We start from the raw sequence: 25,739 nt of genomic DNA, 5'->3' as shown, positions 1-25,739 counted from the left end.
GCGAATAGCCCGGGAGCTTGGCATGACACAGACGGTACTGGTGCTGGTAGAAACGGTCGACGCCTACCTGCCCCTGTTGGAGAGCAACGGTTTTCGCCTGATCCGCGCGCAGACCCCGGCTTTGCGTGCCGAGGCCATTGCCCGTCATGGCAGCGAGATCGATGCGGTACTGACCCGCGGTCCGCTGGGCCTGTACGCCGATGAAATTGCTGCCTTGCCCGCCTTGAAAATCATCTGCGTGATCGGCGCCGGTTACGAGCAGGTCGATCTGGCGGCCGCCGCCGCGCAGGGTATCACCGTGACCAACGGCGCTGGCGCCAATGCCACGGCGGTGGCTGACCATGCCATGGCCTTGCTGTTGGCGGTTGTGCGCGATATTCCCCGTGCCGATGCCTCGACCCGCCGTGGCGAGTGGAACCGGGTGATCAGCCCGTCGGTCAGCGGCAAGCGCCTGGGTATTCTCGGCCTTGGCGCGGTCGGCCTGGCGATTGCCAAGCGTGCGGCGCAGGGCTTCGACATGCAGGTGAGCTATCACAACCGCAACCCGCGTACCGATGTGGTCTATCACTACTGCGACAGCCCCTTGGCATTAGCCCGTGAATCGGATTTTCTGATCGTTGCTACCCCGGGTGGTACCAATACCCGCCAGCTGATCGACAGGCCGGTGCTTGAAGCCCTGGGCGCAGAGGGTTTTCTGGTCAACATCGCCCGGGCCAGCGTGGTTAGCACCACTGATCTGGTCGAGGCCCTGGCAAACGGGGTGATAGCCGGTGCGGCGCTGGATGTGTTCGATGAAGAACCGGCAGTGCCCGTCACCCTGAAGGCCTTGCCCAATGTGGTGCTGACGCCGCATGTCGCCGGTCAGTCGCCGGAGGCCGCGCGCGACACGGTGCAACTGGTGCTGAAGAACCTGCAGGCATTCTTTGCCGGCGAGCCGGTGCTGACGCCGGTCACCGGCTGACAGCTGCTAGACTTGCCGCCTACCTCTCCCAGCAAGGAGCCTTGACCATGTCCCTGGAAAAACACGGCAGTTGCCTGTGCGGCGCCGTCAAACTCAGCGTCAGCCTGGAGAAAGCCAGCGTCAACGCCTGCCATTGCAGCATGTGCCGGCAGTGGGGCGGCGGGCCGTTCCTGTCGGTGCATTGCGCTGAGCCGGTGCAGTTCACCCGCGGCCAGCCGGTGTTCCATGACTCATCCGACTGGGCCCAGCGCGGTTTCTGTGGCACCTGTGGCACGCACCTGTTGTACCGGCTGAAATCCGGCAATTTCGATGCGGTGTCGGTCGGCGTGCTGGAGGGCGATACCGACTGGATCTTCGATCTGCAGGTGTATGTCGACAAGAAACCGGGCTACTACTGCTTTGCCAACCGGACCGAGGAAATGACCGCCGCGCAGGTCGAAGCGCTGTTCAACTGAGGGTCAGCAGCCAATCCTCGAACACCTGCGCCGCCGGCGAGCGCAGGGCCTGTTTGTCGTGCACCAGGTAGTCGGCCTGGCCGGTGTGCACGACAAACGCCGACACCTGGCGGATCAAGCCGTTGTCGATCCGCTCGCGGGCCATGAACTCCCAGCCCAGCCCCACGCCCATCCCCTGCATCACCGCATCGAACACCAGGTTGACCTGGTTGAAGGTCACCGCATTGGCCGGCGCCTGGTAGCGCAAGCCCTGGTGGCCGAACCAGTCCTGCCAGTCCAGGCAGTTCCAGGCCGAGGCGTCCAGTTGGATCAACGGCAATGCCTGCAGCTCGCTCAGTGAATGCACTGCGGGCAGGGCACGTTTGACGCTGGCAATCGGGTAGATGGCCTCATCGAACAACTTGCTGGCCTTGAGTGAACTCCAGTGGCCATGGCCATAGAGGATGCCGAAGTCGTAGTTGCCGATATCGCTCTCGCTGATTTCGTTGCTGGCGTGAATGTTCACCGTCAGCTCCGGGTGCTGCTCGTTGAAGCGCAGCAGGCGCGGGAACAACCAGTACTGGGCCACCGCATGGGTGCAGATGACGCTGACATTACGGCTGCCGTGGCCGCTTTTCAGGCGCAGCACATTGTTCAACAGGCTTTCCAGCATGGGTTCGACAATGGCGTTGAAGCCTTCACCGGCTGTCGTCAGGGCGATACCCCGGGCGCGGCGCTCGAACAGGATCGCGCCGAGGTGCTCTTCCAGCACCTTGATCTGTTTGCTCACTGCGCTCTGGGTCAGGTACAGCTCGCTGGCGGCGCGGGTGAAGCTGCCGGTGCGGACCACCGCTTCGAAGGCAATCAGGGTGTCCAGCGGCGGCAAGTGACGGCTGAAGCGGCTCATGCTTAGGGTCCAGTCTGGGGAATGCCTCAATCATAAGGTCGATGCTTTCGGCATGAAAGGTATTCCCTGTGGGAATGTCTGCATGCCAAATCATCTTTTGTCGGAACGGCGCCCTGGCGTTAGCCTGCGCACTTCTTTGAACAGGAGCAGGCAAGTGAAACGGGGTGTGGCTTACGCCGGTGTAGCCGGTGCGATGTGGGGGCTGGTGCTGATGGTGCCGCAGCTGTTGCCGGAGTTCAGCCCGGTGCTGCTCAGTTGTGCGCGCTTTGTCCTGTTCGGCCTGGTGACCCTGGTACTGGCGATTCCCATGCGCACGGCCCTGGGCCGCTTGACCCTGAGCGACCTGTGGATGATCGGGCGCCTGGCCCTGATCGGCAATCTGCTGTATTTCATCTGCCTGGTGGCGGCAATCCAGCGCCTGGGCGTGGCGCCGGCGTCGTTGATCGTCGGCGTGCTGCCGTTGACCATCACCCTGTACGGTCGTCACGACAGTGGCGGGGTGACGCTGCGGCAATTACTCCTGCCGCTGGGCCTGATTCTCGCCGGCATGCTGTGCATCAACCTGCAGACTTTTGCGGTCGAACCCGGTGCACTGGCCGACAAGCTTGCCGGTGTGCTCTATGCCCTCGGCGCGCTGGCCTGCTGGACCTGGTACGCGGTGCACAACAGCCGCTACCTCAAGCAGTGTGGGCATTTCGACAGCCACCAGTGGTCGGTGCTCAGCGGGGTGATGACCGGGGTGTTGAGCCTGGTACTGGTGCTGGTGCTTGCCTTGTGGCAGCCAACCCAGTTGCAGGTCGAGGCGGCGCCTGAGCGCTGGACGCTGTTCTGGCTGTACAGCCTGGGTTGCGCGGTGTTCGGCTCGTGGCTGGCGGCGTTGTTGTGGAATGCCGCGTCCAAGCGCATGCCGTTGACCCTGAGCGGCCAGTTGATTGTCTTCGAGACCCTGTTTGCCTTGCTCTATGCCTTCATCTGGCGCCAGAGCGGCCCGAGCCTGCTGGAAGGTCTGGCGATTGTCCTGGTGATCGGCGGTGTGTGCTGGTCGATGCGCCAGCATGAGCCGGGCAGGGCGCCAGCGACAGCCTGAGGCATGTGTGGGGGCGGGCTTGCCCTGCGATACCATGATGGTCATGGGCCTTGCAAAACCCTGCCAACCCTGCGAAAACGCTGCCCACTAAAGGCATATCCCGCTTCAACGAGGTCAAGCATGAGCAGCGAACTGCAAATCATCGATATCCAGCCAGGCGATGGCAAGGCCGTGGTCAAGGGCGCGCTGATCACTACCCATTACACCGGCTGGCTCGCCGACGGCAGCGAATTCGATTCTTCCCACAGCCGCGGCAAACCGTTCCAGTGCGTGATCGGCACCGGCCGGGTGATCAAGGGCTGGGACCAGGGCCTGATGGGCATGCAGGTCGGCGGCAAGCGCAAGCTGCTGGTGCCGGCGCATCTGGCTTACGGCGAACGCAGCATGGGCAAGATCCCGCCCAATGCCGACCTGACCTTCGAGATCGAACTGCTCGAAGTCCTTACCCGCGACGATTGAGCGCCGTCCGTCTTAATTCAGCAACATCACCACGCTACAGTGGCTCTGGCTCAGGGCCGAGCGCTCAGGGATCGAACCAAAAGGCATTCTTGTACTCTGAAGCATGCCCGATTCCACGGATGGAACATCAGACAGGGATTCCCCCGCGGCTTCGGCCGCGGGGGCACAGGCGGGTCAGCCTCAACCCTTTTTGCTGTGAAGAGCCCTATGAAGTTGCCGTCCCTGTTCAAGCGTCACCGTCACGCTGCGTTGTCCCTTGCCCTGCTTGCCGGAGTCGGCCTGCTGGCCGTCGAGGCGGTGGAAAGCCGCGCCGAACCGATGGACGGTGTACAGACCCTGGTGTTCCTGCGCCACGCCGAAAAGCCCGGTGAAGGCCTTGGGCAACTCAATTGCCAGGGACTCAACCGGGCGCTGGACCTGGCCACGCTGCTGCCAGAGAAATTCGGCAAGGCCGATTATGTGTTTGCCGCCAACCCCTCCCGGCACGTCGAAGAGGGCAGCAAGGACGACGCCTACAGCTATATCCGCCCGTTGATGACCATCAGTCCCAGCGCCATCAAGCTTGGCCTGCCGGTGAACATCGACTTCGGCGCCAATGACACCGGCGAGCTGGCCGACGAGCTGCTGCAGGATAAATACCGCAACGCCACCGTCTATACCGCCTGGTCCCACGGCTACCTGCCGGAACTGATCAACACCGTGGCCGGCAAGGCCCTGGGTGAAAAACGGGTGATCACCGACGATTGGGATGGCGAGGATTTCGACTCGATGTATGTGCTGACCCTCACCTGGCACGATGGCAAGGCCAGCCTGCTCAGCCGCAATTACAAGCAGGGCCTGAACAACGGCGAGCACACCTGCCCGAGCTGATGCTCAGTTCAATGCTTCGAACTGCCCCTTGGCCTCGCGCCATTCAAACACCTTGCCCAGGCAATAGCTGTTGGTTTCCAGCAGCACCTGGGTACTGCCGCCTTCGAGACGTACCTTGACGCTGTCGATACCCTGGCTGTAGCAACCGGGCAGGCCTACGTCGAGGGTTTGCACGCGTTTGCCGCTGGCCTTGTCCATGACCTCGATGGTCTTCACCCGGTCGTGGTCGTCGGCCAGCGGAATCTGGAAATAGAAGCGCTCGGTAGATGCCGCCTGGGGTAACGACGGGGTGCCCGCCGGCCAGACCTGCTGATGACCGAAGTCAGCCACCAGGCGCAACTCCAGGGGTAGCTGCCTGGCATTGGCGTAGGCCGTCCAAGTGCCGAGCATGGGCTTCGAGGCGCCGTTGTCGTCGGGGTTGTAGAACCTCAGGCGAGCCGTGGGCAGACCGCTGCTGTCCAGTTCATCCATGGATAACTGGCGGCCATTGTTGACCGAGCGCTTGAGGCGGATCGGCGTGCGGTAGCGATCATAGAAGTAGAACCCATGCTTGTAGTCATTGGTTTTCTCGATCACCAGGGTGATCGCCTGCTTGCCCAGGGAGCCCTGATAAACAGACTGGTAGGCCTGAGTGCCGAGGCTCAGGCCAAGCAACCCGGCGGCCAGCAGGCATTTGCCCAAGGTGTTCATCGGTTGCGCTCCCTGGCTTGCTGCTCGGTCTTGAGCTCGTAGCGATTGCTCGCCGGTTGGTAGACGTAGTACTGCGGGTCTTGTCCGGCAGCACCGCCGCTGGCCAACTGCCCGACCGGGGTGGCTTTGAAATCGATCACCCCATCACCGTTGAAGTCGGCAAAGCTCAGGCTGGCGCTGCCCTGGAAGAACAGCGCCAGGTTGTCGATGACCTGCACCGGCTGGCCGCTGGTGCGATCGAGGATAGTGATGCGGTCGACGGTTCCGACATACTCGCCTGCGGCCTTGTGCGCGTGCACGCGAAACAGCCTGCGCCCGTCCAGCGGAAGTTGCAGCAGTTCGCCCTGCCAGGAGGCGTCCCGGCGGTCACTGAAACGCGTAACGCGCTTGAGCTCCAGCGCTTGTCGCTCGCGGTTGCGCAGGTTCACCCGGGTTCCGCGCAGTTCGCGGTCGTGGCTAAAGGCGAAAGGCTGAATCAGCAGCGCGGCGGATGGCAGGTCCGGGTTATCCAGGAGATTGATCAGCAGCGGCAAGCGATGGTCGTAGGGCGTGCGTTCAAGCGGGATCAGCCACTGGCGCTGCGCCTCCAGCCAGTACCCCTCGACGGTCTGGTGCTGGGCGTCGTAGGTCAGGGCGACTTCCACGGCGGTATCGCCCTGGGTGCCTTGGTAGACACTGACGGGAAGGGCCGCTTCAACAGTGGCGCAGGGCAACAGGGTTGCCAGGCTGAGCGAGAGCAGCAGCCTTGGGAGGGGGATCATTTGAGCTGGGCGTCCATGCGAAAAAACAGCGCAAGGCTAGCAAACCTGAGGGGCGGCGGCGACTGGATATGCGTCAACAGGTCGACTCCATTTGAGATCGGTTCTCTTTAACGTCTTTCCGTTGGATCATGTGCAAAATGAGCTGGTAAAATAATACTGTTCAAATATACAGTAGTTTTGTCGCCCACGAAGGGTGACCAACCAACGACCGGGGTTCAAAAACCATGTCTTGATTGAAAACGTCCAAGCAGTAAAAGGATAGAAACATGCCAGGAAGCCTTGTATTACCCCCTATCATCATCACCGGTAGGGAACAGATTTACGGTCCGGGTGGGGGCGGTGGCTACGATCCCAACGCGGACTTGAGCTACAACCTCGCCATTCTTCAGCAGCCGGATGCGCTGCAGTCGCTGACCAAACAGCACTTACGGGGTCGGGTGTATTCCTCGCTGCGTGCGATCGAGAGCAAACTCAAAGCCTTCTTTTCGGCCAAGTTGGCAACAGTTTCGACTGATACCGAAAGCGAGTTGCAGGCAGCCGGTGTGCGCAACGAGGCCACTTACCAGACCTCGGTCGAAACCGAAAACGCCAAGCGCACGGTAGATGGCCTGATTCAAACAAAAAATGCCCTGCTCGGTGCCTATCAGGCCTTGGCGCTGGTTTATTCCGGCAGCGATCCACTGACGCTTACGGATGCCCAAAAGTTGCAGATCGTAGCTCGGGAAATGGGCTGGAACCTGGGCCAGTACCCGGCGCTGGGCAAAGCTCAGCAAGACAGCTTCGGCGACTCTTACAGTGCCGCCTATCAGGCCAGGATCCTTGCCGAGGCCATCGCCATTCTCAACCGCAAGTCTGCTGCGCTGGCGGCGCGGCTGGCTCAGGTTCAGGCTGCTGAAGCCGAGGCGCGGCGGGTTGCGGCCGAACAGGAGGCGCGTCGTCTGGCCGAAATCAAGCGACAGGCTGAAGAGCAAGCGCGCCTGGCTGAAGCCAAGCGTCAGGCTGAAGAGCAAGCGCGTCTGGCCGAAGCCAAGCGTAAAGCCGAGGAACAGGCACGTCTGGCGGCCGAGGAGGCGATTCGCGCGGCCAACACCTTCCGGGTGCCGGTTGCCGGAAACAAGGCCCAACTCAGTGCCGTGGCAGGTTCCATTGGCCTCGCCACGGGTTCGAAGTTCACCCTCGATGCCGCCATCCAGGGTGCTATAAAACTGTTGCAAGCTGCAGCCGGTGTTGTGCTCGATCGCGCCACCGGCGTGGGCATCGGTTTGCTGGTTTACTCACCCTCGCTAGGCAACAGTGACCGATTTCCGTCGACCTCGCTGACCGTTCCGGCCAGCAGCCTGGCGCCGAATCTGCCGCAGAACCTGGCGGCGATCGCCGCTGCTGGCGGTACGGTCGACCTGCCGTATCGGGTGGTTGGCAGCCGTACGCAGTACTCGGTGGTCAAGACCGGTTCGGCAGGTGGCCTGTCGCCGAAGGTCAAGGTCAGGATGCTGACGCTCAATCCTGCGCGCAGTGCCTACACGTTCACCAGCGCCGATACGCCGCCAATCACCCTGAGCTTTCCGATCGCATCGCCCGGCAACAGCTCCACGGGTACCCCGGCAAAACCTGTAGACGTTCCAGTTTACAACGGGGTTACCCTGACGCCGGTCCAGGTTGAGGGTGAGGTCTTTCCAGCGCTTAACCCGTTGGATATCCATGACGGCATTTACGTCTTTCCGGCCGACTCGGGATTGGCGCCACTGTATGGTGTGTTCAGCTCGCCTTATGATGGTGCTACCACTGTCGGCGTGCATAGCGGACGAAAGTACAACCCTGCCAAGGCGGGCGGCCCCGTCCGGGAGCTGGATTGGAAGAGCGCATCGGTCACTCAGGCGGGGCTCGCGCAGGTCAAGCTTCACACCGGGCGTTTCGCACCCTCTGATGCCAACAATGTCATGATTGATCGCTTGGAAAAGATCCTGCGCGGCGAGATTCCGGTCACTGATACGGACAAACGCTTTTACACGCATGAAGTCAGGGAACTGGAGCGTTATCGAGCGCTAGGCGTCAAGGACGGTCACGAAGATCGTTCGGTATGGAACGATGCCCATACGGCAACGCTTGAAGATTACAGCATCAATGAACGGACTAATCCGCTGTATACCCAGGAAGCCAAAGAGGCGGGTGACCGGCAGGAATACAGGGAAGCAATGAGGAATTTGAAATGAGCACTATCAAAGACATTATCTTGAATGAGTCGGTAGCGGATGTACTGACGGCATTGATTCCGGGATCTTCGTATCCGCGCATTGACCGGATGTACGTGGATTACAAGTTCGAGGTCATCAAGAGTGGCGAGCTGCAACGGACATTCGAGAAGCTGTTTGCCGATGGCGTATTTGCCACGGATAACAATGGCCACCCTATCAAAGGTCCAAAGTGGGTAGCGCCTGGCTTCGTGACGTCGAAAAAATACGGTCCGGCTTCATGATCTGATGCGCTATCAGAAGCACCCTCGGGGTGCTTCTTTACTGGTGCAAGGCCCCGCTCAGGCGGGGCCTTTTTCATGCCGGCTCAAACGCCTCTGGTGACCCGCGCAATCTGCTCCCGCGCACGCTCGGCAAAATGCTCCAGCAACTCATCCAGTGTGTGCGGGTGGCTCTCGTTGGCGCGGGTCAGGGCGTAAAGGGTAATAGGCAGGGCAGGATTCAACGGCCGAACCAGCGTTCGCGCCGAATCCTGGGCGGTAAAAGGATCGATCAACGCCAACCCTGCACCGGACTCGACCATGGCCCGGGCCAGGGAATAGGTCTGCACGCGGATGCTGATCCGCGGCGCCGGCTCCAGGTTCTTCAGGTAGTGGCCGACCTGGGCGGCCAGCGGGTCACTGCTGCTCAGGCCGATCAACGGCGCATCGGCCAGGGACTCGACTGCCAGCGGCACGCCCTGGCGGTCTTCGCTCCAATAGCCTCTGGGCGCCAGTACCACCAGCATTCCATGGGCCAGAGGCTGCACATTCAGGCCGGGGTGTTCGGGATGGCGCAAGGTCAGGGCGACATCGATCTCGCGCATCAACAACTGCTGCACCAGCTCGCGGCTGTGCAAGCTCGACAGTTCGCACTCGGATTGTGGATGGCGCTCGGCCCACTGGCTGATCACCGGGGGGAACAGCGACAGCGCCAACGCCGGCGTTGCCCCCATGCGCAGGGTCATGCCCGGTTGCCGGCGCAGGCTGGCAGCCAGGCGCCGAACCCCCTCTACGCTGTCGCTGACCTTGTCGACTTCGCGCTCCAGCGCCAGGGCCTCGGGGGTGATCTGCAACTTGCCGCGCACCCGCAGGAACAGCGGGAAGCCCAGCTGTGCTTCGGCATGCTGGAGTATCTTCGACACCGCTGGCTGAGTCACGTGCAGCAGTTGCGCGGCGCCGCTGATGGAGCCGGTCTGGCGGATGGCCTGGAACACTTCGATATGACGCAAGCGCATGGGATCGCCCATAACCTTTGTTTATGCTTTACCCATTTTTATTCATTATCGCCAGGCTGTCACCGGGCCTAGTCTGAAGGCCTTCAGATTGGCGGATGAAAAGCACATGGCACAGCGGGTAACGGTCATCGGCGGCGGCGTTATTGGTCTGGCAACGGCGTATGCCCTGGTGCGCGAAGGCTTTGCCGTCGACCTGATCGAGGCGCGGGACAACCTTGCGGGCGGCACCAGCTTTGCCAATGGCGGGCAGCTGTCCTATCGCTATGTCGCGCCGCTGGCCGATGCCGGGGTGCCGCTGCAAGCGCTGGGCTGGCTGCTGCGCAGCGAATCGCCGCTGAAACTGCGCCCCCGCCTGGACCTGGCGCAGTGGCGCTGGATGGGCGCGTTCATGGCCGCCTGCCGCAGTTCGGTCAATCGCGCCAATGCCGCACACCTGCTGCGCCTGGCGCTGCACAGCCAGAGCACCTTGGCGCAATGGCGCGAGGAAGATGGCCTGGACGGCTTTGCCTGGCGGCGCAACGGCAAGCTGGTGACCTTTCGCAACCGCGCAAGCTTCGAGCATGCCCGCCTGCATATGCTCGACCCGCATGGTCAGCAGGTATTGGATGCGCAGGAGATCAGCGCATTGGAGCCGGCATTGACCCATGCGCCGTTCATTGGCGGGGTGTTCACCGCCGACGAGGAGGTCGCTGATTGTCACCGCTTCTGCCTGGCCCTGGTCGAGCGCCTTCAGGCTTCGGGGCAATGCCGCTTGATGCTCGGCCAGGCGGTGACGCGCATCCACCACAGTGGCGGGGTGGTGCAGGCGCTGGAACTGGGTGAGCAGGTCTTGCCGGTGGAGCGTCTGGTGCTGTGTGCCGGGCACCGCAGTGCCAGCCTCGGCCTGCCCGGGCTGCACCTGCCAATCTATCCCCTCAAGGGCTACAGCCTGACTGCGTCGATCCAGGCCGGGCACCGGGCGCCTGAGGTGAGCATTACCGACTACGACCGCAAGATCGTCTATGCCCGCCTCGAAAACCAGCTACGCATTGCCGCCATGGTCGATATTGTCGGCTTTGATGAATCGCTGGATCCGCCGCGGCTGGCCAGCATGCGTCAGTTGGCTGAGGCGACCTTGCCCGGTGCCGCCGATTATCAGCATGCCCGCGAATGGGCCGGCATGCGCCCGGCAACCCCCAGGGGCGTGCCGTTGCTCGGTGCTACGGCGTATCGCAACCTCTGGCTCAACCTTGGCCACGGTGCTCTGGGCTTCACTCTGGCCTGCGCCAGTGGCCGACTGTTGGCCGAACTGATAGGCGGCCGCGCGCCGTCGATCGACCTGCACGGCCTGACCCCACGGGCGGCCTGACCTGAACAAGAACAACAAACGCAAGGAGTGTCCCGATGTCGATTACCCGTTTGCACCGTCCTGCTCTACTTGCCCTGTCATTGTGTTTTGCACAGCCGATTCTGGCTGAAACGCCGCCGCTCACCGGCAGCCTGAAGAAAATCGCCGAGTCCGGCAGCATCACCCTCGGCTATCGCGACTCGTCCATTCCTTTTTCTTATGTGGGCGATCACAGCGGCAAGCCCATGGGCTACTCGGTCGACCTGGCGGCTGAAATCGTCAAGCACCTGCAGGCTAAGCTGGCAGTGCCACCGCTTAAGGTGCGCTACAACCTGGTGACCTCACAGACGCGTATCCCGCTGGTGCAGAACGGTACGGTCGATCTGGAGTGCGGAACCACCGGGGTTACTGCCGAGCGGCAGAAGCAGGTGGATTTCTCCTATGGCTTTATTTTCGTCAAAGGCCAGCTGCTGACCAAAAAGGACAGCGGCATCCAGGGCCTGGATGACCTCAAGGGCAAGAATGTGGTGAGCACGGCGGGCACCACCAATGAGAAGTACCTGAAGAACTACAACCTGGAGCACCAGTTGGGGGCTTCGGTGATCAGTGCCAAGGACCACGGCGAGGCGTTCATGATGCTGCAGTCCGGGCGCGCTGCGGCGTTCTACATGGACGATGCACTGCTGTACGGCGAGCGGGCCAAGGCGCGCAACCCGCACGACTGGGTGGTGGTGGGCAAGGCGCAATCGAAGGAGATCTACAGCTGCATGGTGCGCAAGGGTGATGACGGCTTGCTGGCGCTGGTCAACGAGGCGCTGGCGGATGTCTATCGCAGCGGGCGCATCGAGGCAATCTACAACCGCTGGTTCCAGCAGCCGATCCCGCCCAATGGCCTGAACCTGGAGTTTCCGATGACCAGTGAACTGAAGGGCCTGATTGCCAGGCCCTCGAGTGAGCCGGTGCAGTAACGCCCCAGCTCTTGCAGGGGACACACAGCGCCACTGTGGGAGCCGGCCTTGCCGGCGATGAGGCCAGTGCGGTCAGCACCCCATCTGCGGCCTCACTTGCGACCGCTGCGCGCTCGATCGCTGGCAAAGCCAGCTCCCACAGTGGCCGCGGATCGTTCAGGCCATCGGTGGCAAGCGCCGTTTCACCGGGGTTTTCTTGACGATTGCGGTGTTGGTCTCGGCATGGCTGTTGAGCTTGTCCAGCACGGTGTCGAGCTCTTCCATCGAGCGTACGTGCAAGCGTGCGATAAAGCAGTCATCGCCGGTGACCTTGTCGCACTCGGTGAACTCGGGGATGGCCATGATCTGCCGTTCAACCTCTTGCAACTGCCCCGGCAACGGCCGCACCCGCACAATGGCCTGCAGCTGGTAACCGAAGCAGCGCGGGTCGATCTCCACCGTGTAGCCCTTGAGCACGCCGCGCTCCTCCAGCCGGCGCAGGCGTTCACTGACACTGGGCGAAGACAAACCGCTGAGCTGCGCCAGGGCCTTGAGCGAGCGCCGCGAGTCTTCCATCAGTGCCTTGATCAACAGCTGGTCAATGTCGTCGGTCATACGGGCCTCGTTAGGCAAAAATCGAAAACTGCCTTGATAGTAAAGGTAGAGAGTCAGTCTAGCCTGTTTTATCAACTGGAACGGGCCCCGGCACCCTTGCCATAATTTGCCCATCGTCAAGGAGGTGAGTGATGGACAGTTCAATACGCCGTGGGTCGTTCGAAATGGTCGCCGCGATGTTGATTTCCGGGACCATTGGCTGGTTTGTGCTGGTGTCCGGGCAACCGGTGCTGGATGTGGTGTTCTGGCGCTGCGTGTTCGGTGCCGGGACCTTGTTGCTGATCTGCCTGGCCATGGGCTTTCTCAAGCCCAGCCTCCTGACCCTGACCACCTTCGCCTTGGCGGTGCTCAGCGGCGTGGCCATCGTCGGCAATTGGGTGTTGCTGTTCGCGTCTTATTCCCGCGCCTCGATTGCCATCGGTACCGCGGTGTACAACGTCCAACCGTTCATGCTGGTCGGCCTGGCGGCGCTGTTTCTCGGTGAGAAGATCACCGTGCCCAAGCTGTTCTGGCTGGCGGTTTCCTTTGCCGGGATGCTGGCGATCGTCAGCGCCCATGGCAGCCAGGGCGGTAGTGGCAACGATTACCTGCTGGGCATCGCCCTGGCCTTGGGCGCGGCGCTTCTCTATGCAGTGGCGGCGTTGATCATCAAGCGCCTGAGCGGCACCCCGCCGCACCTGATCGCCCTGATCCAGGTGTGCACCGGCATTCTCCTGCTGGCGCCCTGGGCCAACACCAGCGGCCTGCCAGGCGATGTCGGCGCGCTCGCCAGCCTGGTGACCCTGGGCATCGTTCACACCGGGGTGATGTACGTGCTGCTGTATGGCGCGATCCAGAAACTGCCGACCGCCTTGACCGGGGCGCTGTCGTTCATCTACCCGATCGCGGCGATCTTCGTCGACTGGTTCGCCTTCGGCCATCGGCTTGAACCACTGCAATGGCTGGGCGTGGCCGCGATCCTGCTGGCCGCGGCCGGCATGCAGCAAGGCTGGTGGTTCAAACCCGCGCTGAAGGTCCCGGCGGTCAAGCCAGACTGACCGCCGCACGGTCGATCAGGGCTGCCACTTCGGCGGCCCTGGAGGCCAGTGAGGCGTGGCTGGCGTCCAGCTTGAGCAGCTCCTTGGGTTGCATGCGTTGAGCCATGAGTTGCTGGTTGTCCGGGTGGATCATCCGGTCGTGGGTCGAGAGCTGGTACCAGGTGGGTTTGTGTTTCCACGCAGGGTCGCCGATGGTGTCGCCGAAGGTGCTGGCCAGCGGCGCTTTCTGGGTCACGCTCATGACCAGCCCTTCATCCTTGCCCAGGTCCTGGCAAAAACTCTCATGCATCTTGTCGGGTTTGATCCACAGGTAGCCATCGCCGTCCGGTTGCAGGTTGGCGGCCGCTTCCGGCGGGTGCTGGGCGGTGATGCCGCCGGGGCTCTCGCCGTTATCAGGGGCAAAGGCGGCAATGTAGACCAGGCCCGCGACATTTTTCTGGTTGCCCATCTGGGTAATCACCGCGCCGCCATAGGAATGACCGACCAACAACACCTTGCCGGGTATTGAGGCGACCATCTTGCGCGTGCGTTCGGCGTCGTCGGCAAGCGAGGTCAGGGGCATTTCCACCGCATGCAGGTTGCGGTGGCCCAGGCGTGACAGCTCAAGGATGACCCGGCTCCAGTGGGCGGCGCCGCCCCAGAAACCATGAACCAGGACAATGGATGGGGTGTCGCTCATGGCCGTTCTCCAGCTAAGGGTGGGAAAGCCAGTGTAGACGCTCCTGCCTGATTGCGAGGAGTCCTGCCGCGGGCCACGGCGCCGCGACAGGCCCAGGTCAGTTCAGCCAGGGCAGGGCTGGGCCCTGGGGGACGATACGGGTCGGGTTGATGTGGTCGTGGGAGTAGTAGTAATGCAGCTTGATATGGGCCATGTCGATGGTGCGGTAGATCTCCGGAATCCGTACCAGGCGGCACAGGTACTCATACAGCGCCGGGTATTCGCTCAAGGTCTTGAAGTTGGCCTTGAAGTGCACGTAGTACACCGCTTCATAGCGGATCAGCGTCGGCAGCAGGAACAGGTCGCTCAGGCTCAGCGTGCCACCGACCAGGTAAGGCTGCTTGCGCAGCCGGTTTTCCAGGCTGTCCATGGCCGCGAAGAACTGCGCGTAGGCCTTGTCGTAGCTGTGCTGGTCGGGGGCAAAGCCCATGTGGTAGACCATGCGGTTGATGTTGGTGTGCAGCCAGCTGTTGAGCTCGACGATGTCGCAGCTGGAGCGCTCCGGCACCAGGTCCAGCGGGGTGCGCGCCAGGGGCAGCAGGCGGGTGGCCATCTGCAGGGCCAGCTCGGCCGAATCGTTGTGGGCGATGCAGTCCTTGCGTCGGTCCCAGAGCACCGGCACCGACTGGTTGCCGCTGAAGTCCGGGTGCGAGCGTTGGTACAGGGTCGACAGCAGCGTTACGTCCTTGTGCAGTGGATCCTGGTCGCGTTCATCGAACTCCCAGCCCTTGTCGTAGCGACGCGCCGCCACCGAGGTGACATCCAGCGCATCGCCCAGGCCCAGCAGGCTCTGCACCAGGTGCACGCGGTGCGAGAATGGGCAGGCGTGGGAGATGTACAGGTGATAGCGGTTGGGTTCGGCCACCAGTTCGCTGAGGATCAGCGCTTCACCCAGGGTGTTGTCGTTCGCTTTGGACATGTTACCTCCCTTGCGCGGCAGCCAGGCTCAGGCGCGGGCGTGCGCCCATGGATTCAATGCTGTGCTGGATCTGCCGACGGGCAGCGGCCAGGCCGTTGGCCAGGCTTTCCTCGCCCATGCCCAGGCCTTCGGCGTAGATGAATTCGACGTGCTGCAGGCCGATGAAGCCCAGGGTCTGCGAGAGCCAGCCGGCCAGGCTGTCGCTGCCCTGGCTGTAGACGCCACCGCTGGTGTTGAGCACATGCACCGGTTTGTCGTTGATCAACCCGACCGGGGCGCCATCGACGTAGTTGAAGGTGACGCCGGCGCGTACCAGATAGTCGACCCAGGCATGCAGGATCGACGGTGCGCCGAAGTTGTAGCGGGGCAGGCCGATGACCACGCGGTCGGCTTCCTGCAGTTCTTCGATCAGTTCGTTGGACAGTTTCAGCGCGGCGCTGGCTTCGGCGCTGCTGGCATCGCCACCGTACAGGGCATCCATGGTCACCGCGTTGAGGTGCGGGATCGGCTGGGCGTGCAGGTCGCGCACGACAATCGAGGCTTCTGGAATCACCTCCTTGAGTTCTGCAAGGAAGTTGTCGACCAGTTGCCCGGAAAAACCGCCGTCGGTTTTGATCGAAGAACGAATGACCAATACTTTGTGATTCATGGCTTGAACTCTTGTGATGAGGGAGTCACTAGAGTTTTTAACAATTGGCCGGACAAAAATAGCGCATATATTCAGGTTCAAACTTCAAGGGTCTTCATGTATTTCCCGGCCCCCAACGCAAACAGCCCGGTGGCGCAGGCGAGTGCGCTACCGGGCTGTTTGCCGGGGCTGCGGGAGCAGCCCTTACCACTGGTGTTTGAGGCGAAACTTGGTCAGTTGCGCGCTGGCCACCTGGGTGCGGCTGCCATCGGCATTGAGCCGCCAGGCGTCGGCCTGGGTGAAGATCAGATTGCGCCCGTCACGGATCACCCGGGCCTTGAACTCCAGCTCGCTGTGCAAGGGGCTGGCCGACATCAGCATGGTATTGAAACTGCTGGTCAGGGCATATTCCTCGGGGCCGAGAATCGGCAGCGTGGCAAGCATGCTGACCACATCGAGCATCGAATAGATCACCCCGCCGTGCAGGGTGTGGCTGAGGTTGTCGATGGCTTCGGTGACCCGCAGGCGGCAGGTGCAGGCGCCAGGCGATTGCTCCAGCAGTTCGAGCCCGCAGTAGCGCTGGTAGGCGTGTTCGAGCAGCGCACTGGAGTGGGCGGCGGCGTGTTCACTGATCTGACTCATGGCTGTGTTCCTTCACAGTTGCCGGGCAATGATTTCCAGCATGATTTCGTGGGTACCGCCGCCGATCGCCAGCAGGCGGGCATCGCGGTGAATGCGTTCGACGCCGTTGGGCGCCATGCAACCGTGGGCGCCCTGCAATTGCACGGCATCGCGGGCGATGGTTTCCAGGGTCTGTACCGCGCTGTTCTTGGCGATTGCCACCTGGTGCGGGCTCAACTGGCCGGCGGCCTGCAAGGTCACGCAGGCCTGCACGTAATGACGGCTGACGCTCAGTTGCGCGTAGTGCTCGCTCAGGCGATGGCGAATCACCGATTTGTCGATCAGGGCCTTGCCGCCGACCTTGCGCTGCCTGCACCAGGCAATGGCTTGCTGCAGGGCGATATCGGCAGAGGTGCTGGCCATTACCGCCAGGTTCAGACGCTCCTGCTGCAGGCTACCCTGCAGCAGACGGCCGACACCGCCGCCCTGGGTCAGGCGTACCACCGGGGTGTTGTCGAAGCTCAGGTCGGCCAGCGGCAGGCAGCGCCAGCCCAGGCATTGGCGCGGCGTATGGCTGATACCGGCGGCCTTGCCGTCGACCAGGAACAAGGCCAGGCCGTCTTCACAGTGGCCGACCAGCAACAGCCAGTCGGCCCGCGCGCCGTTGCAGATGAACGCCTTGTGGCCGCTTAACCGGTAGCCGTCGGCGTGGCGTTCGGCGCGGCAGGTGAGGGCGCGCAGGTCGGAGCCGGCCTGGCTTTCGGTGATCGCCAGGGCGATGCTCTGGCGGCCATCGAGCACCGCCGGGATCAGGTCGGCGGCCAGTTCCGGGGCGCTGGCCTGCAGGGCCTTGAGGCTCACAAGGTGCGAACCCAGGCCCATGGTGATGCCTTGGGCACCGCTGCGGGTCAGTTCCTCGACCAGGATCGCCAGGCGCTGTGGATCGTCCGGCAACACTGCGCTGGTATGGCCCAGGTTGAGCAACCCGGCTTCGCCGGCCAGCTGATTGAGTTGTGGCGGGTAGGCCCCGGACTCTTCCCACTGCGCCACATTGGGGCTGATGTGCTGGCTGACAAAGGCGCGCACGTCGTTGCGATAGGCTTCGCTCATGCTCGTTCCCTCAGAATACGGTGGTATGGGCCAGGACGTGGAAGCGGTTGACGATCGGCAGGATGCGCGCCGGGGTGACCGCGCTGTCTTCTTCGAAGTAGTACAGGTCGGTCATGTCGCGCATCACTTCCAGCATCACCCGCGAGCGCTCGGCAGCGCGCACTTCGTAGCGCTGCAGGGCGGCATCGAGGCTGTCGTCGCACAGGCCGACCAGGGCCTGGGCGAGCATGAAGCCGTTCTCCAGGCCCAGGGTCAGGCCATAGCCGAGCGTCGGCAGCATGGCGTGGATGCTGTCGCCGAGCATCGCCACCCGGCCGTTGTGCCAGCGCCCGGCGCCGGTCAGGGCCATCATCTTGTGGGTGAGGATCTGCTCGTGCGGGGTCCGCTCGATCATCCGCAGGATGTCCGCGGGCAGGTCGGCGAACAGCTCCAGCAGCCCGTCACGGTCGTGCAACGGCTGGTTGTGGTGCTGGTAAGCGGCGAACCAGTACCGGTACGGCCGGTCGGCGGCCAGCGGGTAGGTGACCACCCGCGAGAAGGCCGAGGTGAAGATCTGGCAGCGGTCGCTGTGCAGCAGCGGCGAGTCGAACTCGACCATGCCGCGGCTGGCCACCAGGCCGGTGTCGTAGGGCTCGAGCCCCGGCTCCAGGCATTGGCGTACGGTCGAGCCGACGCCATCGCTGCCGATCACCAAGTCAAAGTCCTGTTGATGACCATTGCTGAAGTGCACCCGGGCCCGATCGCCGAGGTTCTCGATCCGCTCGCAGCCCATTTCGTAGCGTACCTGCTCGCCACCGAGCTTCTCGCGCAGCAGGCCGAACAGCTCGCTGCGCGGGAACATCACCGCCGGTGCCGGGATCCCCAGCCCGGCCGGACGCACCGGCTGGCTGTGGATCAACTGGCCATCGCGACCATGGGTGTCGAGGTACTCGATGGCTTTGCCGTGCTGCATGAACTCACGATCGTTGAACAGAAAGCGCAACACCTGCACGCCCTGGGGCCAGACGTAGATCCCGGTCCCGGAATCCCGTGGCCCGTGGCTGCGTTCGTAGACCGTGCAGTCCAGGCCGAAGCGCTTGAGCATGAGGGCACAGGCCAGGCCATTGAGGCCCGCGCCAATGATCGCGATCTTCATGCCGCCACCCCTGCATCCAGGGGGTTCCATTGCTGGCTGGTCATGCGGTAGCGACGTTGCAGCAGGCACAGGCTGGTCAGCTCCATCAGCATCGGGTCAAGCAGGCCCTGTTCCTGGGCCGACAGGCTCGGCAGTTGGTTGAGCAGGGCACGCACCTTGGCCGCATCGAAGAACGGCAGGGCGTCCAGGTCGCTGCTGTTGAGGGTGTCCTGGACCAGTTGATACAGGCGTCCTTGCTGCTGCAGGGTGGCCGGCGGCGCGCGGAAGTAGTGCTTCTTGCGCTCGTACAGTGCAGTCGGCAGGTAGGGGCGCATGGCTTCGCGGAAGACGAACTTCTCGGTGGCGCCACGCACCTTCATCCACACTGGCATCTGGCAGGCCAGCTCGACCACGTGGTGGTCCAGCAGCGGTACCCGGCCTTCGATGCTGTTGGCCATCTCCATGCGGTCACCGAGGGTGGTGAGGACGAAGTTGGGCAGGTACGACTTGGCCCACAGGTACATCGAGTTGTGCACCGGATCGCGGCCTTGCAGCTTGCTGTGGTCGAGACGGTCGAAGAACTGGCGGTACGGGTCGATACCGGCGAAGTGATCGCGGAAATCGGCGCGGTACAGGCCTTCCAGGGCTTTGAACCAGCCGGCCTGGTTGTCCAGCCAGGACACGCCGTGCTTGAGCTGATTGACCATCCAGTGGATGTCATGGGGCATGTTGGCGCCGGTGTAGCCCTGTTCGTTGTCCTTGATCCGCTGGCGCAGCAGGCTGATGACTTTCGGGTCCTGCTGCTCGTTGTTGTACAGCAGCATGTCGCGACGAAAATGCGGGTAGCCGGCGAACACTTCATCGGCGCCTTCACCGGTCAGCACGACCTTCATGCCGGCCTTGCGCACTTCGCGGCTGAGGATGTACTTGGCCACGCCGTGGGCGTTGAAGAATGGCGTTTCGTTGTGCCACAGGGCCTGCTCGAAATTGTCCGCCAGGTGGTCCTGGGTGATTTCGATGGTGTGGAAGCGTGCATTGTTGTGCTCGGCAGCCAGGCGCGCGAAGCGGTTCTCGTCGTAGTCGTCCATGTCGGTGAACGACAGGTTGAAGGCATCCAGCGGCTCGCCATGCAGCTTGGTGGCGATCCCGAGCATGGCCGAGGAGTCGATGCCGCCGCTCAGGTAAACGCCCATGGGCACATCGGCACGCAGGCGCAGGCGCACCGATTCCTCGATGGCTTCGCGCACTGCCTGGATCATCCCGGCTTCGTCGGACGGTGCCACTGCGTCGCGGCGGGCAAACTCCATGTCCCAGTAGCGGCCGCTGTGCAAGCCGCCGTGGTCGACCATGATCCAGCAGCCCGGCTGCACACTGCGTACACCCTTGAACAGGGTGTGATCGCGCAGGTAGAAGGCGCGGCTGGCGTAGGCGTTTTCATCCCACTCGGCGCTGACACCGGCCGCCACCAGGGCCTTGATCTCCGAAGCGAAGTACCAGTTGCCCTCATGCTGGGCGTAGAACAGCGGCTTGATCCCCAGGCGGTCACGCACTGCCAGCATCAGGCGGCGCTGACGGTCGAACAGCACTATCGAGAACTCGCCGCGCAGGCGGTTGAGCCCGGCCAGGCCCGAGCGGCGGTACAGGTGCAGGGCGATCTCGCTGTCCGAGGCGGTCTTGAAGGTGGCACCGTCAGCTTCGAGCTCGGCGCGGATGCGTTCGTGGTCGTAGAACTCACCATTGACCACGATCACCAGGTCACCTTCGTCGGCAACGATCGGCTGCATGCCGTTGTCCAGGCCGATGATGCTCAGACGGGTATGGCCGAGCACGGCGTGCTCGCCGGGGTCACGCCAGAGGCTGTGTTCGTCCGGACCGCGGTGATTGATGGCGACCAGGGCATCAAGCACTGCCTGGTCGGGAACATTGTGGCGATTGGACTGATACACACCGATAAAACCACACATGGCAAATTCCTTTTTGAATGAGGTCGGGCGTCGTCATCGGGCGGCGCCGGGTAGCGGGGGCAAACTCACCCGCAACACATCAGGGTTCACTCCACCCAGTCAGGCCGGGTGCGATTGAAAAAAGCGTTGAGTCCGTGCTGGCCTTCTGGCGAAGTGCGCAGGCGGGCGATCAGTCGCAGGTTTTCCGGTTGCTCTTCGAGCAGGCCGTCCTGGCGGCCCAGGCGCAGGAGCATGTGCTTGACCGCGCGGCTGGCCTGGGGGCCGGTCTGCAGCAGCAGTCCCAGCCAACGGTCGCGGCAACTCTCAAGCACCTGCAGCGGCACCTGCTTGTGCACCAGTTGCAGCTGCACCGCGCTGTCGCCGTCGAAAATCTCTGCCGACAGCATGTAGCGCCGCGCCTGGCGCAGGCCCATGGCGCGCACTACGTAGGGGCTGATCATCGCCGGCGCCAGGCCCAGGCGCGCTTCGCTGAAGGAGAATCGCGTCTGTTCGGCTGCCAGCACATAGTCGGCGCAGCACAGCAGGCCCAGGGCACCGCCGAACACCGAACCCTTGGCGACGACGATGACCGGCACCGGGAAGTTGTCCAGTTGCTGCAGGACAGCGGCCAGAAGGCCGGCGTCCTGCAGGTTCTGGGCTTCGCTGAAAGCCAGGCTGCGACGCATCCACTCAAGGTCGGCACCGGTGCAGAAATGCTCGCCGGCGCCGTCCAGCACCAGGGCCCGCAGCCCGGGGCGGCTGGCCAGTTCATCCAGATGCCCGGTCAAGGCCCGCAACAGGCTTTCATTGAGGGCGTTGCCGGCATGGGGACGGTTCAGGGTCAGGCAGGCAACCGTCGGCTGCAGCCAGCTCAGAAGCACTTCGCTCATGGCCTAGCTCGCCATCTGCAGCTGCTGGGCGGTGCTTTCGTACAGACGGCGGTAACCTTCGGCGCCGCAGTAGCGGAAGGCGCCAGTGGTCACGCGCGGGGTGCTGTAGTCGGCGCTGGCCGGTTGGTTGTTGCCGTAGAACCAGTCGCTGTACTGGGCGTGGCTCAGGCGCGTGCGCTGGGCGAGCATGCGCGCATGTTGCTGGCGTCGCGAATGGGCCTGGTAACCCTTGACCACGGTGGCGCTGAAGAACTCGCCGACGCTGCCCGAACCGTAGCTGAACAGGCCGATGTGCTGGCCGCTGAGGTCTTCCTCGGTCTTGTCCAGCAGCGACAGCAGGGCGATGTACAGCGAGGCGGTGTAGCAGTTGCCGATGGCTTTGCCGTATAGCTGGCTGGTGCTGTAGGCCTTGTCGCCGAGGGCCTTGGCGGCTTCCGGCTCGATATCTTCGAACACCGAGAAGGCTTTTTTCGCCATCTTGGTGAACGGCTGGTGGAAGCACAGGTAGCTGATGTCAGTGAGGGCCAGGCCGCCATCGGCACGGTAGTTCTGCCAGGCGTGTTGCAGCGACTCGAGGTAGACATCGATCGACAGTTTGCCGTCCACCAGCGCGGTGCTGCGGTAGTTCGGCCGCCAGAAGTCCATGACGTCCAGGCTGTAGCGGCCCTGGTGCGGATGGATCTCCAGCAGGCGCGGGTTTTCGCTGACGATCATCGCCACGGCGCCGGCGCCCTGGGTGCATTCACCCTCGGAGTTCTGCTCGTAGCGGGCGATGTCGGTGGCGATCACCAGGACTTTTTCCTGTGGGCGCTGGCGGACCAGGGCACAGGCCATCTGCAAGCCGGCAGTGGCGCCGTAGCAGGCCTGCTTGAACTCCACCACCCGGCAGTCGGCACGCAGGCCGAGCAGGCTATGGACGAACAGACCGGCCGATTTCGACTGGTCGATGCCGCTTTCAGTGGCCAGGATCACCGTGGCAATGCTGGCCCGGGTTGCGCTGTCGATCAACGGCAGTGCAGCGTTGGCCGCCAGGGTGACGATGTCTTCGTCAGGGGCGGGGACGGCCATGAATTCCTGGCCAATACCCACCAGGTATTTATTAGGGTCGATATTATGCCGTGCGGCAAGTTCATCGAGTGGAAAGAAGTGCTCCGGTACAAACAGCCCAATATCGTCAATGCCGATTTTCATGTGTATGCCCATTTATTATTCGTTCGAGAAGTTCCAGATACACGCCCGGGTTGTAGTTTTCCGGTGCCGACTTATCCAGTTGCAAGTGGCGGTAGAATTATTGCGGCTGAAGGTTCAATCAGGAAAAGCGAAATATTCAGATAGGATTCATGAGGGGGGTTCATGGGTTGTTGACTGTTGTTTTTTTATGACAGGCAGCCGTTGTTTTACGACGCTGGTGTCGTATTCATTCAGCTATGCAGGGCTTTGTAACAGGCAGGCTAAAGCCTCGCGCAAGCACGAAGCGAAAAGAACAGGTGAAAGACAAGTATTATTTTATTTTGCCGGTTTGTTCGACAATAACTGTTTATTTAAATAATCAGGCGGCGCCGGGTGGAGGTCGCTTTATTGAATATTTATGCCGGTAGGGGCGGGCGCTGTACACCCGTTTCGCTGTTGCTTTAGTTGTTCGTGCCTGAGTCGCTGAATCCATAGCGTTCTCCCTGAAGGTCGGCGTTTCATCCCTGATTGAACAATCGCTTTGCTATTCAGTTGTCGCATGAAGGCGAAGGCCGGGAAAAGTGAATTAAGTAGCGCTGAACCGGTCACCCGCTTCATGTATCCGCTGCGCCTGTGGTACAAACGCCGGGGTGACGTAGTTGACGTCCCGATGCCGGTCATACAAGGAGGTAGGCATGTTTTCCAAGATCAGTCTCGATCAGTGGCGCGCGTTCGTCTCCACCGTGGAGTGCGGCGGCTTTCAGCAGGCTGGCGAGCACATGTACAAATCCCAGTCGGCGATCAGCCATTCGGTCAATCGCATGGAGATGCTGCTGGGCCAGGAGCTGTTCATCATCGAGGGGCGCAAGGCGGTGCTGACGCCGCTGGGCAAGGCCCTGTTGCCCCAGGCCAAGCACCTGCTGGGGGCGGCGCAGAAGCTCGAACACCTGGCCAACCAGTATCAGCCGGGACTGTTTACCGAGCATGCGATGGCGGTTGACGTGTTGTTTCCCATCGAATTGCTCCAGCAGGGCTTGCATGAGTTCTCCTCGACCTTCAAGGACCACCGCATCCGTTTGTACGAAACCGCCCTGTCCGGAGCCCGCGAGCTGCTGGAAGACGGCAAGGTCGAATTGGGTATCGCCAGCAGCCTGCCGTCCGGTTACCTGCAGGAGTTCCTGCTCAATGTCTCGCTGATCTGCGTGGTGGCCGCCGACCATCCGCTGGCGGCGGTCGAGGGCGAGCTGAGCCTGGATGACATGAAGACTCACCGCCAGGTGGTGATCCGCGACTCGGGTACGCGCAGTTCGCAGAACAGCGGCTGGCTCGGTACCTCGCAGCGCTGGACGGTCAGCAGCCTGGCGGCGGCCAAGACCTTCGTCGAGCGCGGCCTGGGCTTTGCCTGGCTGCCAGAGCACGTGATCGCCGACGAGCTGGCCGATGGCAGCCTGCGCCGAGTGCCGCTGCAGCACCAGCGCGAGCGCGAGGTGCCGATGTACATGGGCTATGCCGAAGAGTTCAAGCACAGCCCGGAGGTGCGGCTGATGGCGCAGATCATTCGTGAGCTGTGCCAGCAGCACAAGGACAGCGCGCAGCGCCTGGTCAGCTGAACCGGCGCCGGCCTGGTTCAGCCCTGGCGGGCCAGGTCGGCGGGCAGGAAATCCTTGTCCGGATCGTAGTCGGGCTTGAGGAACTGGGCCAGGCTCTGCAGGTCGCCGGGGTTGAGGCTGCCGGCCTCAAGCTTGAGGCGCAGGCCATTGAGGATGTAGCCGTAGCGGGCGATGTTGTAGTCGCGCACGGCGTTGTACAGATCCCGCTGGGCATCGAGGATATCGACGATGTTGCGGTTGCCCACCTCGTAACCGGCTTCGGTGGCCTTGAGCGAACCCTGGCTGGAGATGATGGTCTGGCGCCGCGCCCGTACCTGCTCGACATCACTGTTGACCGCACGAAAGGCGTTGCGCGAACGCTCCACCACTTCCCGCTGCAGGCTGGTCTGGTCGTATTCGCTCTGGTCCAGGCGATGGCTGGCCTGGCGCACTCGCGAGCTGGTGCCGCCACCGCTGAAAATCGGCAGCTTGAACTGCACCATCACCGAACTGTCGCGCTGGTTGCCCGCACGCTGGCCAAAGTGGCTGGGGTTGTCCATCAGGTCGCTGTCGCCTTCGGCATAGCCCAGCGCCAGGTTTAGGGTCGGCAGGTGTTCGGCCTTGCTGCTGCGCAGGGTCTGTTCGGCAACCTTCAATTGCGACTGGCTGGCGCGCAGGCGCAGGTTTTGGCTCAGCGCCTGGTCAACCCAGGGCTCGACCTGGTTCGGCACCGGCGCCACCACCGGCAGGCTGTGGCGGATGCCGATCAGCGGCGGCTGCGCCTGCCCGGTCAGGCGCATCAGGGCCTGGTAGGCATCATCGCTGCGGCGCTGGCTGTCGATCAGGTTGGCGTTGGCGCGGTCGAAACTGGCCTGGGCCGAGAGCACGTCGTTCTGGTCGGAGAGGCCGGCATCGAAACTCTGGCGGGTCTGGCGCAACTGGCGCTCGAAGGCGCGCAGTTCGGCCTTGGTCGCGGCCAGGTTGTCCTCGGTCAGCAGGGTGTTGAAGTAGGCCTCGGCGGTGCGCAGGATCAACTGCTGCTGGAATGCCGAGAAATCCAGCTCGGCCTGCTCGCTCTCGGCTTGCGCAGCCTTGAAGGTGAACCAGCGCGAGGCATCGAACAGCGGCTGGTTGAGGGTCAGGCGATAGAGGCTGCCGCTGCGTTCCTCGACATTATGGCGGTCGCTGCGGCGATTGCCGGCATCAGCTTCCAGGGCCACCTGTGGCAGCAACTCGGCGCGGGCTTGGGGCACGCCCTCCTGGCGCGCCAGGTAGTTCTCCCGGGCGGCGGCCATTTCACTATTGTGTGCCACCACCTGGGTGTACACCGACATCAGGCTGCTGCGGTTAGCCTCTTCGGCCTGGGCCAGCGGCGCCAGGATCAGCAGGGTCAGGATCGACTTTCGAAACATGTGCGGTTCTCTTTTTTTACCAAGCCGGTCCCGCAGCAGCCCTTGGGGGCCACCGGGGATGGCGG

At 62.8% G+C, this 25,739-nt stretch carries 26 protein-coding genes; 11 read left to right on the top strand and 15 right to left on the bottom strand.

Going from position 1 to position 25,739, the window contains the following annotated elements:
* The first annotated feature begins 22 nt into the window (after positions 1-22).
* The gene (locus JV241A_RS16630) at positions 23-961 is read left to right on the top strand and encodes a 2-hydroxyacid dehydrogenase (protein WP_134063570.1); all 939 of its coding nucleotides are present in this window, start codon (positions 23-25) and stop codon (positions 959-961) included.
* 47 nt (positions 962-1,008) lie between these two features.
* Complete coding sequence (locus JV241A_RS16625) at positions 1,009-1,416, top strand: GFA family protein (protein WP_134063567.1); 408 nt, start codon at positions 1,009-1,011, stop codon at positions 1,414-1,416.
* Here JV241A_RS16625 and JV241A_RS16620 read toward each other — a convergent pair.
* Positions 1,409-2,302 (bottom strand): LysR substrate-binding domain-containing protein, encoded by an 894-nt coding sequence (locus JV241A_RS16620; protein ID WP_134063565.1) that lies wholly within the window; start codon positions 2,300-2,302, stop codon positions 1,409-1,411. The genes JV241A_RS16625 and JV241A_RS16620 overlap by 8 nt on opposite strands.
* A 154-nt stretch (positions 2,303-2,456) precedes the next feature.
* On the opposite strand from JV241A_RS16620, the gene JV241A_RS16615 reads away from it, so the two are divergent.
* From JV241A_RS16615 to JV241A_RS16605, 3 genes are all read left to right on the top strand, one after another.
* Complete coding sequence (locus tag JV241A_RS16615) at positions 2,457-3,389, top strand: DMT family transporter (RefSeq protein WP_115088048.1); 933 nt, start codon at positions 2,457-2,459, stop codon at positions 3,387-3,389.
* 120 nt (positions 3,390-3,509) lie between these two features.
* Positions 3,510-3,848: an FKBP-type peptidyl-prolyl cis-trans isomerase gene (locus JV241A_RS16610; protein WP_115088047.1), complete on the top strand. Its 339-nt coding sequence runs from the start codon at positions 3,510-3,512 to the stop codon at positions 3,846-3,848.
* A 207-nt stretch (positions 3,849-4,055) separates the two neighbouring features.
* Positions 4,056-4,718 (top strand): histidine phosphatase family protein, encoded by a 663-nt coding sequence (locus tag JV241A_RS16605; RefSeq protein WP_115088046.1) that lies wholly within the window; start codon positions 4,056-4,058, stop codon positions 4,716-4,718.
* 3 nt (positions 4,719-4,721) lie between these two features.
* On the opposite strand, the gene JV241A_RS16600 is transcribed toward JV241A_RS16605, so the two are convergent.
* Both JV241A_RS16600 and JV241A_RS16595 read right to left on the bottom strand, forming a co-directional pair.
* The gene (locus tag JV241A_RS16600) at positions 4,722-5,408 is read right to left on the bottom strand and encodes a hypothetical protein (protein ID WP_115088045.1); all 687 of its coding nucleotides are present in this window, start codon (positions 5,406-5,408) and stop codon (positions 4,722-4,724) included.
* Entirely contained in the window at positions 5,405-6,169 is a 765-nt protein-coding gene (locus JV241A_RS16595; RefSeq protein WP_134063563.1) for a hypothetical protein, read from the bottom strand. The genes JV241A_RS16600 and JV241A_RS16595 overlap by 4 nt, the downstream gene beginning before the upstream one ends.
* 266 nt (positions 6,170-6,435) lie before the next feature.
* Between JV241A_RS16595 and JV241A_RS16590 the strand changes: the two genes are divergently transcribed.
* Both JV241A_RS16590 and JV241A_RS16585 read left to right on the top strand, forming a co-directional pair.
* Entirely contained in the window at positions 6,436-8,379 is a 1,944-nt protein-coding gene (locus JV241A_RS16590) for an S-type pyocin domain-containing protein (RefSeq protein ID WP_134063561.1), read from the top strand.
* Positions 8,376-8,642: an immunity protein gene (locus JV241A_RS16585; RefSeq protein WP_115088042.1), complete on the top strand. Its 267-nt coding sequence runs from the start codon at positions 8,376-8,378 to the stop codon at positions 8,640-8,642. The genes JV241A_RS16590 and JV241A_RS16585 overlap by 4 nt, the downstream gene beginning before the upstream one ends.
* A gap of 83 nt (positions 8,643-8,725) precedes the next feature.
* On the opposite strand, the gene JV241A_RS16580 is transcribed toward JV241A_RS16585, so the two are convergent.
* On the bottom strand, positions 8,726-9,634 hold the full coding sequence (locus JV241A_RS16580) for a LysR family transcriptional regulator (RefSeq protein WP_115088501.1): 909 nt from the start codon (positions 9,632-9,634) through the stop codon (positions 8,726-8,728).
* A gap of 106 nt (positions 9,635-9,740) precedes the next feature.
* On the opposite strand from JV241A_RS16580, the gene JV241A_RS16575 reads away from it, so the two are divergent.
* Both JV241A_RS16575 and JV241A_RS16570 read left to right on the top strand, forming a co-directional pair.
* Positions 9,741-10,982 (top strand): D-amino acid dehydrogenase, encoded by a 1,242-nt coding sequence (locus JV241A_RS16575; protein ID WP_134063559.1) that lies wholly within the window; start codon positions 9,741-9,743, stop codon positions 10,980-10,982.
* 35 nt (positions 10,983-11,017) lie between these two features.
* Positions 11,018-11,929: a transporter substrate-binding domain-containing protein gene (locus JV241A_RS16570; protein ID WP_115088040.1), complete on the top strand. Its 912-nt coding sequence runs from the start codon at positions 11,018-11,020 to the stop codon at positions 11,927-11,929.
* 156 nt (positions 11,930-12,085) lie between these two features.
* Here JV241A_RS16570 and JV241A_RS16565 read toward each other — a convergent pair whose 3' ends face one another.
* Entirely contained in the window at positions 12,086-12,523 is a 438-nt protein-coding gene (locus JV241A_RS16565) for an Lrp/AsnC family transcriptional regulator (protein ID WP_115088039.1), read from the bottom strand.
* A gap of 131 nt (positions 12,524-12,654) precedes the next feature.
* On the opposite strand from JV241A_RS16565, the gene JV241A_RS16560 reads away from it, so the two are divergent.
* Positions 12,655-13,560 carry a DMT family transporter gene (locus JV241A_RS16560; protein WP_115088038.1) on the top strand — a complete coding sequence of 302 codons (906 nt, stop codon included), beginning with the start codon at positions 12,655-12,657 and terminating at the stop codon, positions 13,558-13,560.
* Here the strand turns inward: JV241A_RS16560 and JV241A_RS16555 are convergent.
* The 9 genes from JV241A_RS16555 to JV241A_RS16515 form a co-directional block, all read right to left on the bottom strand.
* Positions 13,547-14,239, bottom strand: coding sequence for an alpha/beta hydrolase (locus JV241A_RS16555; protein ID WP_115088037.1), 693 nt, complete (start codon positions 14,237-14,239; stop codon positions 13,547-13,549). The two genes, JV241A_RS16560 and JV241A_RS16555, sit on opposite strands and share 14 nt — an antisense overlap.
* Before the next feature lie 97 nt (positions 14,240-14,336).
* On the bottom strand, positions 14,337-15,197 hold the full coding sequence (locus JV241A_RS16550) for a glutathione S-transferase C-terminal domain-containing protein (RefSeq protein ID WP_115088036.1): 861 nt from the start codon (positions 15,195-15,197) through the stop codon (positions 14,337-14,339).
* Between the two features lies 1 nt (position 15,198).
* On the bottom strand, positions 15,199-15,846 hold the full coding sequence (locus tag JV241A_RS16545) for an NAD(P)H-dependent oxidoreductase (RefSeq protein ID WP_115088035.1): 648 nt from the start codon (positions 15,844-15,846) through the stop codon (positions 15,199-15,201).
* A gap of 183 nt (positions 15,847-16,029) precedes the next feature.
* Complete coding sequence (locus JV241A_RS16540) at positions 16,030-16,467, bottom strand: PaaI family thioesterase (protein ID WP_134063557.1); 438 nt, start codon at positions 16,465-16,467, stop codon at positions 16,030-16,032.
* A gap of 12 nt (positions 16,468-16,479) precedes the next feature.
* A complete protein-coding gene (locus tag JV241A_RS16535) occupies positions 16,480-17,556 on the bottom strand; it encodes an acyl-CoA dehydrogenase family protein (RefSeq protein ID WP_115088033.1) in 1,077 nt (358 codons plus the stop codon).
* A 10-nt stretch (positions 17,557-17,566) separates the two neighbouring features.
* Positions 17,567-18,691, bottom strand: coding sequence for an NAD(P)/FAD-dependent oxidoreductase (locus tag JV241A_RS16530; protein ID WP_134063555.1), 1,125 nt, complete (start codon positions 18,689-18,691; stop codon positions 17,567-17,569).
* Positions 18,688-20,634 (bottom strand): asparagine synthase (glutamine-hydrolyzing), encoded by a 1,947-nt coding sequence (gene asnB, locus JV241A_RS16525; RefSeq protein WP_134063553.1) that lies wholly within the window; start codon positions 20,632-20,634, stop codon positions 18,688-18,690. Before asnB ends, JV241A_RS16530 begins: the two co-directional genes overlap by 4 nt.
* Positions 20,635-20,720: 86 nt before the next feature.
* A complete protein-coding gene (locus JV241A_RS16520) occupies positions 20,721-21,503 on the bottom strand; it encodes an enoyl-CoA hydratase-related protein (protein ID WP_115088030.1) in 783 nt (260 codons plus the stop codon).
* A 3-nt stretch (positions 21,504-21,506) separates the two neighbouring features.
* The gene (locus JV241A_RS16515) at positions 21,507-22,694 is read right to left on the bottom strand and encodes a hydroxymethylglutaryl-CoA synthase (protein WP_134063551.1); all 1,188 of its coding nucleotides are present in this window, start codon (positions 22,692-22,694) and stop codon (positions 21,507-21,509) included.
* A gap of 674 nt (positions 22,695-23,368) precedes the next feature.
* Here JV241A_RS16515 and JV241A_RS16510 point away from each other — a divergent pair.
* Positions 23,369-24,283 carry a LysR family transcriptional regulator gene (locus tag JV241A_RS16510; protein WP_115088028.1) on the top strand — a complete coding sequence of 305 codons (915 nt, stop codon included), beginning with the start codon at positions 23,369-23,371 and terminating at the stop codon, positions 24,281-24,283.
* Between the two features lie 17 nt (positions 24,284-24,300).
* On the opposite strand, the gene JV241A_RS16505 is transcribed toward JV241A_RS16510, so the two are convergent.
* Entirely contained in the window at positions 24,301-25,674 is a 1,374-nt protein-coding gene (locus JV241A_RS16505; RefSeq protein WP_115088027.1) for a TolC family outer membrane protein, read from the bottom strand.
* Between the last annotated feature and the right edge of the window lie 65 nt (positions 25,675-25,739).

The sequence above is a fragment of the Pseudomonas sp. JV241A genome (assembly GCF_900275665.1).
In the GTDB taxonomy this organism is placed as follows: Bacteria; Pseudomonadota; Gammaproteobacteria; order Pseudomonadales; family Pseudomonadaceae; genus Aquipseudomonas; species Aquipseudomonas wadenswilerensis.
This window is presented reverse-complemented; position numbering and strand designations above follow the sequence as displayed.

Excerpts from the sequence above, each read along its gene's own strand:
- JV241A_RS16575 (WP_134063559.1), top strand. The coding sequence starts at position 9,741 with ATGGCACAGCGGGTAACGGTCATCGGCGGCGGCGTTATTGGTCTGGCA.
- JV241A_RS16580 (WP_115088501.1), bottom strand. The coding sequence starts at position 9,634 with ATGCGCTTGCGTCATATCGAAGTGTTCCAGGCCATCCGCCAGACCGGC.
- JV241A_RS16610 (WP_115088047.1), top strand. The coding sequence starts at position 3,510 with ATGAGCAGCGAACTGCAAATCATCGATATCCAGCCAGGCGATGGCAAG.
- JV241A_RS16570 (WP_115088040.1), top strand. The coding sequence starts at position 11,018 with ATGTCGATTACCCGTTTGCACCGTCCTGCTCTACTTGCCCTGTCATTG.
- JV241A_RS16540 (WP_134063557.1), bottom strand. The coding sequence starts at position 16,467 with ATGAGTCAGATCAGTGAACACGCCGCCGCCCACTCCAGTGCGCTGCTC.
- JV241A_RS16595 (WP_134063563.1), bottom strand. The coding sequence starts at position 6,169 with ATGATCCCCCTCCCAAGGCTGCTGCTCTCGCTCAGCCTGGCAACCCTG.
- JV241A_RS16560 (WP_115088038.1), top strand. The coding sequence starts at position 12,655 with ATGGACAGTTCAATACGCCGTGGGTCGTTCGAAATGGTCGCCGCGATG.
- JV241A_RS16550 (WP_115088036.1), bottom strand. The coding sequence starts at position 15,197 with ATGTCCAAAGCGAACGACAACACCCTGGGTGAAGCGCTGATCCTCAGC.
- JV241A_RS16530 (WP_134063555.1), bottom strand. The coding sequence starts at position 18,691 with ATGAAGATCGCGATCATTGGCGCGGGCCTCAATGGCCTGGCCTGTGCC.
- JV241A_RS16605 (WP_115088046.1), top strand. The coding sequence starts at position 4,056 with ATGAAGTTGCCGTCCCTGTTCAAGCGTCACCGTCACGCTGCGTTGTCC.
- JV241A_RS16630 (WP_134063570.1), top strand. The coding sequence starts at position 23 with ATGACACAGACGGTACTGGTGCTGGTAGAAACGGTCGACGCCTACCTG.
- JV241A_RS16555 (WP_115088037.1), bottom strand. The coding sequence starts at position 14,239 with ATGAGCGACACCCCATCCATTGTCCTGGTTCATGGTTTCTGGGGCGGC.
- asnB (WP_134063553.1), bottom strand. The coding sequence starts at position 20,634 with ATGTGTGGTTTTATCGGTGTGTATCAGTCCAATCGCCACAATGTTCCC.
- JV241A_RS16590 (WP_134063561.1), top strand. The coding sequence starts at position 6,436 with ATGCCAGGAAGCCTTGTATTACCCCCTATCATCATCACCGGTAGGGAA.
- JV241A_RS16535 (WP_115088033.1), bottom strand. The coding sequence starts at position 17,556 with ATGAGCGAAGCCTATCGCAACGACGTGCGCGCCTTTGTCAGCCAGCAC.
- JV241A_RS16600 (WP_115088045.1), bottom strand. The coding sequence starts at position 5,408 with ATGAACACCTTGGGCAAATGCCTGCTGGCCGCCGGGTTGCTTGGCCTG.
- JV241A_RS16510 (WP_115088028.1), top strand. The coding sequence starts at position 23,369 with ATGTTTTCCAAGATCAGTCTCGATCAGTGGCGCGCGTTCGTCTCCACC.
- JV241A_RS16565 (WP_115088039.1), bottom strand. The coding sequence starts at position 12,523 with ATGACCGACGACATTGACCAGCTGTTGATCAAGGCACTGATGGAAGAC.
- JV241A_RS16545 (WP_115088035.1), bottom strand. The coding sequence starts at position 15,846 with ATGAATCACAAAGTATTGGTCATTCGTTCTTCGATCAAAACCGACGGC.
- JV241A_RS16625 (WP_134063567.1), top strand. The coding sequence starts at position 1,009 with ATGTCCCTGGAAAAACACGGCAGTTGCCTGTGCGGCGCCGTCAAACTC.
- JV241A_RS16620 (WP_134063565.1), bottom strand. The coding sequence starts at position 2,302 with ATGAGCCGCTTCAGCCGTCACTTGCCGCCGCTGGACACCCTGATTGCC.
- JV241A_RS16520 (WP_115088030.1), bottom strand. The coding sequence starts at position 21,503 with ATGAGCGAAGTGCTTCTGAGCTGGCTGCAGCCGACGGTTGCCTGCCTG.
- JV241A_RS16585 (WP_115088042.1), top strand. The coding sequence starts at position 8,376 with ATGAGCACTATCAAAGACATTATCTTGAATGAGTCGGTAGCGGATGTA.
- JV241A_RS16515 (WP_134063551.1), bottom strand. The coding sequence starts at position 22,694 with ATGAAAATCGGCATTGACGATATTGGGCTGTTTGTACCGGAGCACTTC.
- JV241A_RS16505 (WP_115088027.1), bottom strand. The coding sequence starts at position 25,674 with ATGTTTCGAAAGTCGATCCTGACCCTGCTGATCCTGGCGCCGCTGGCC.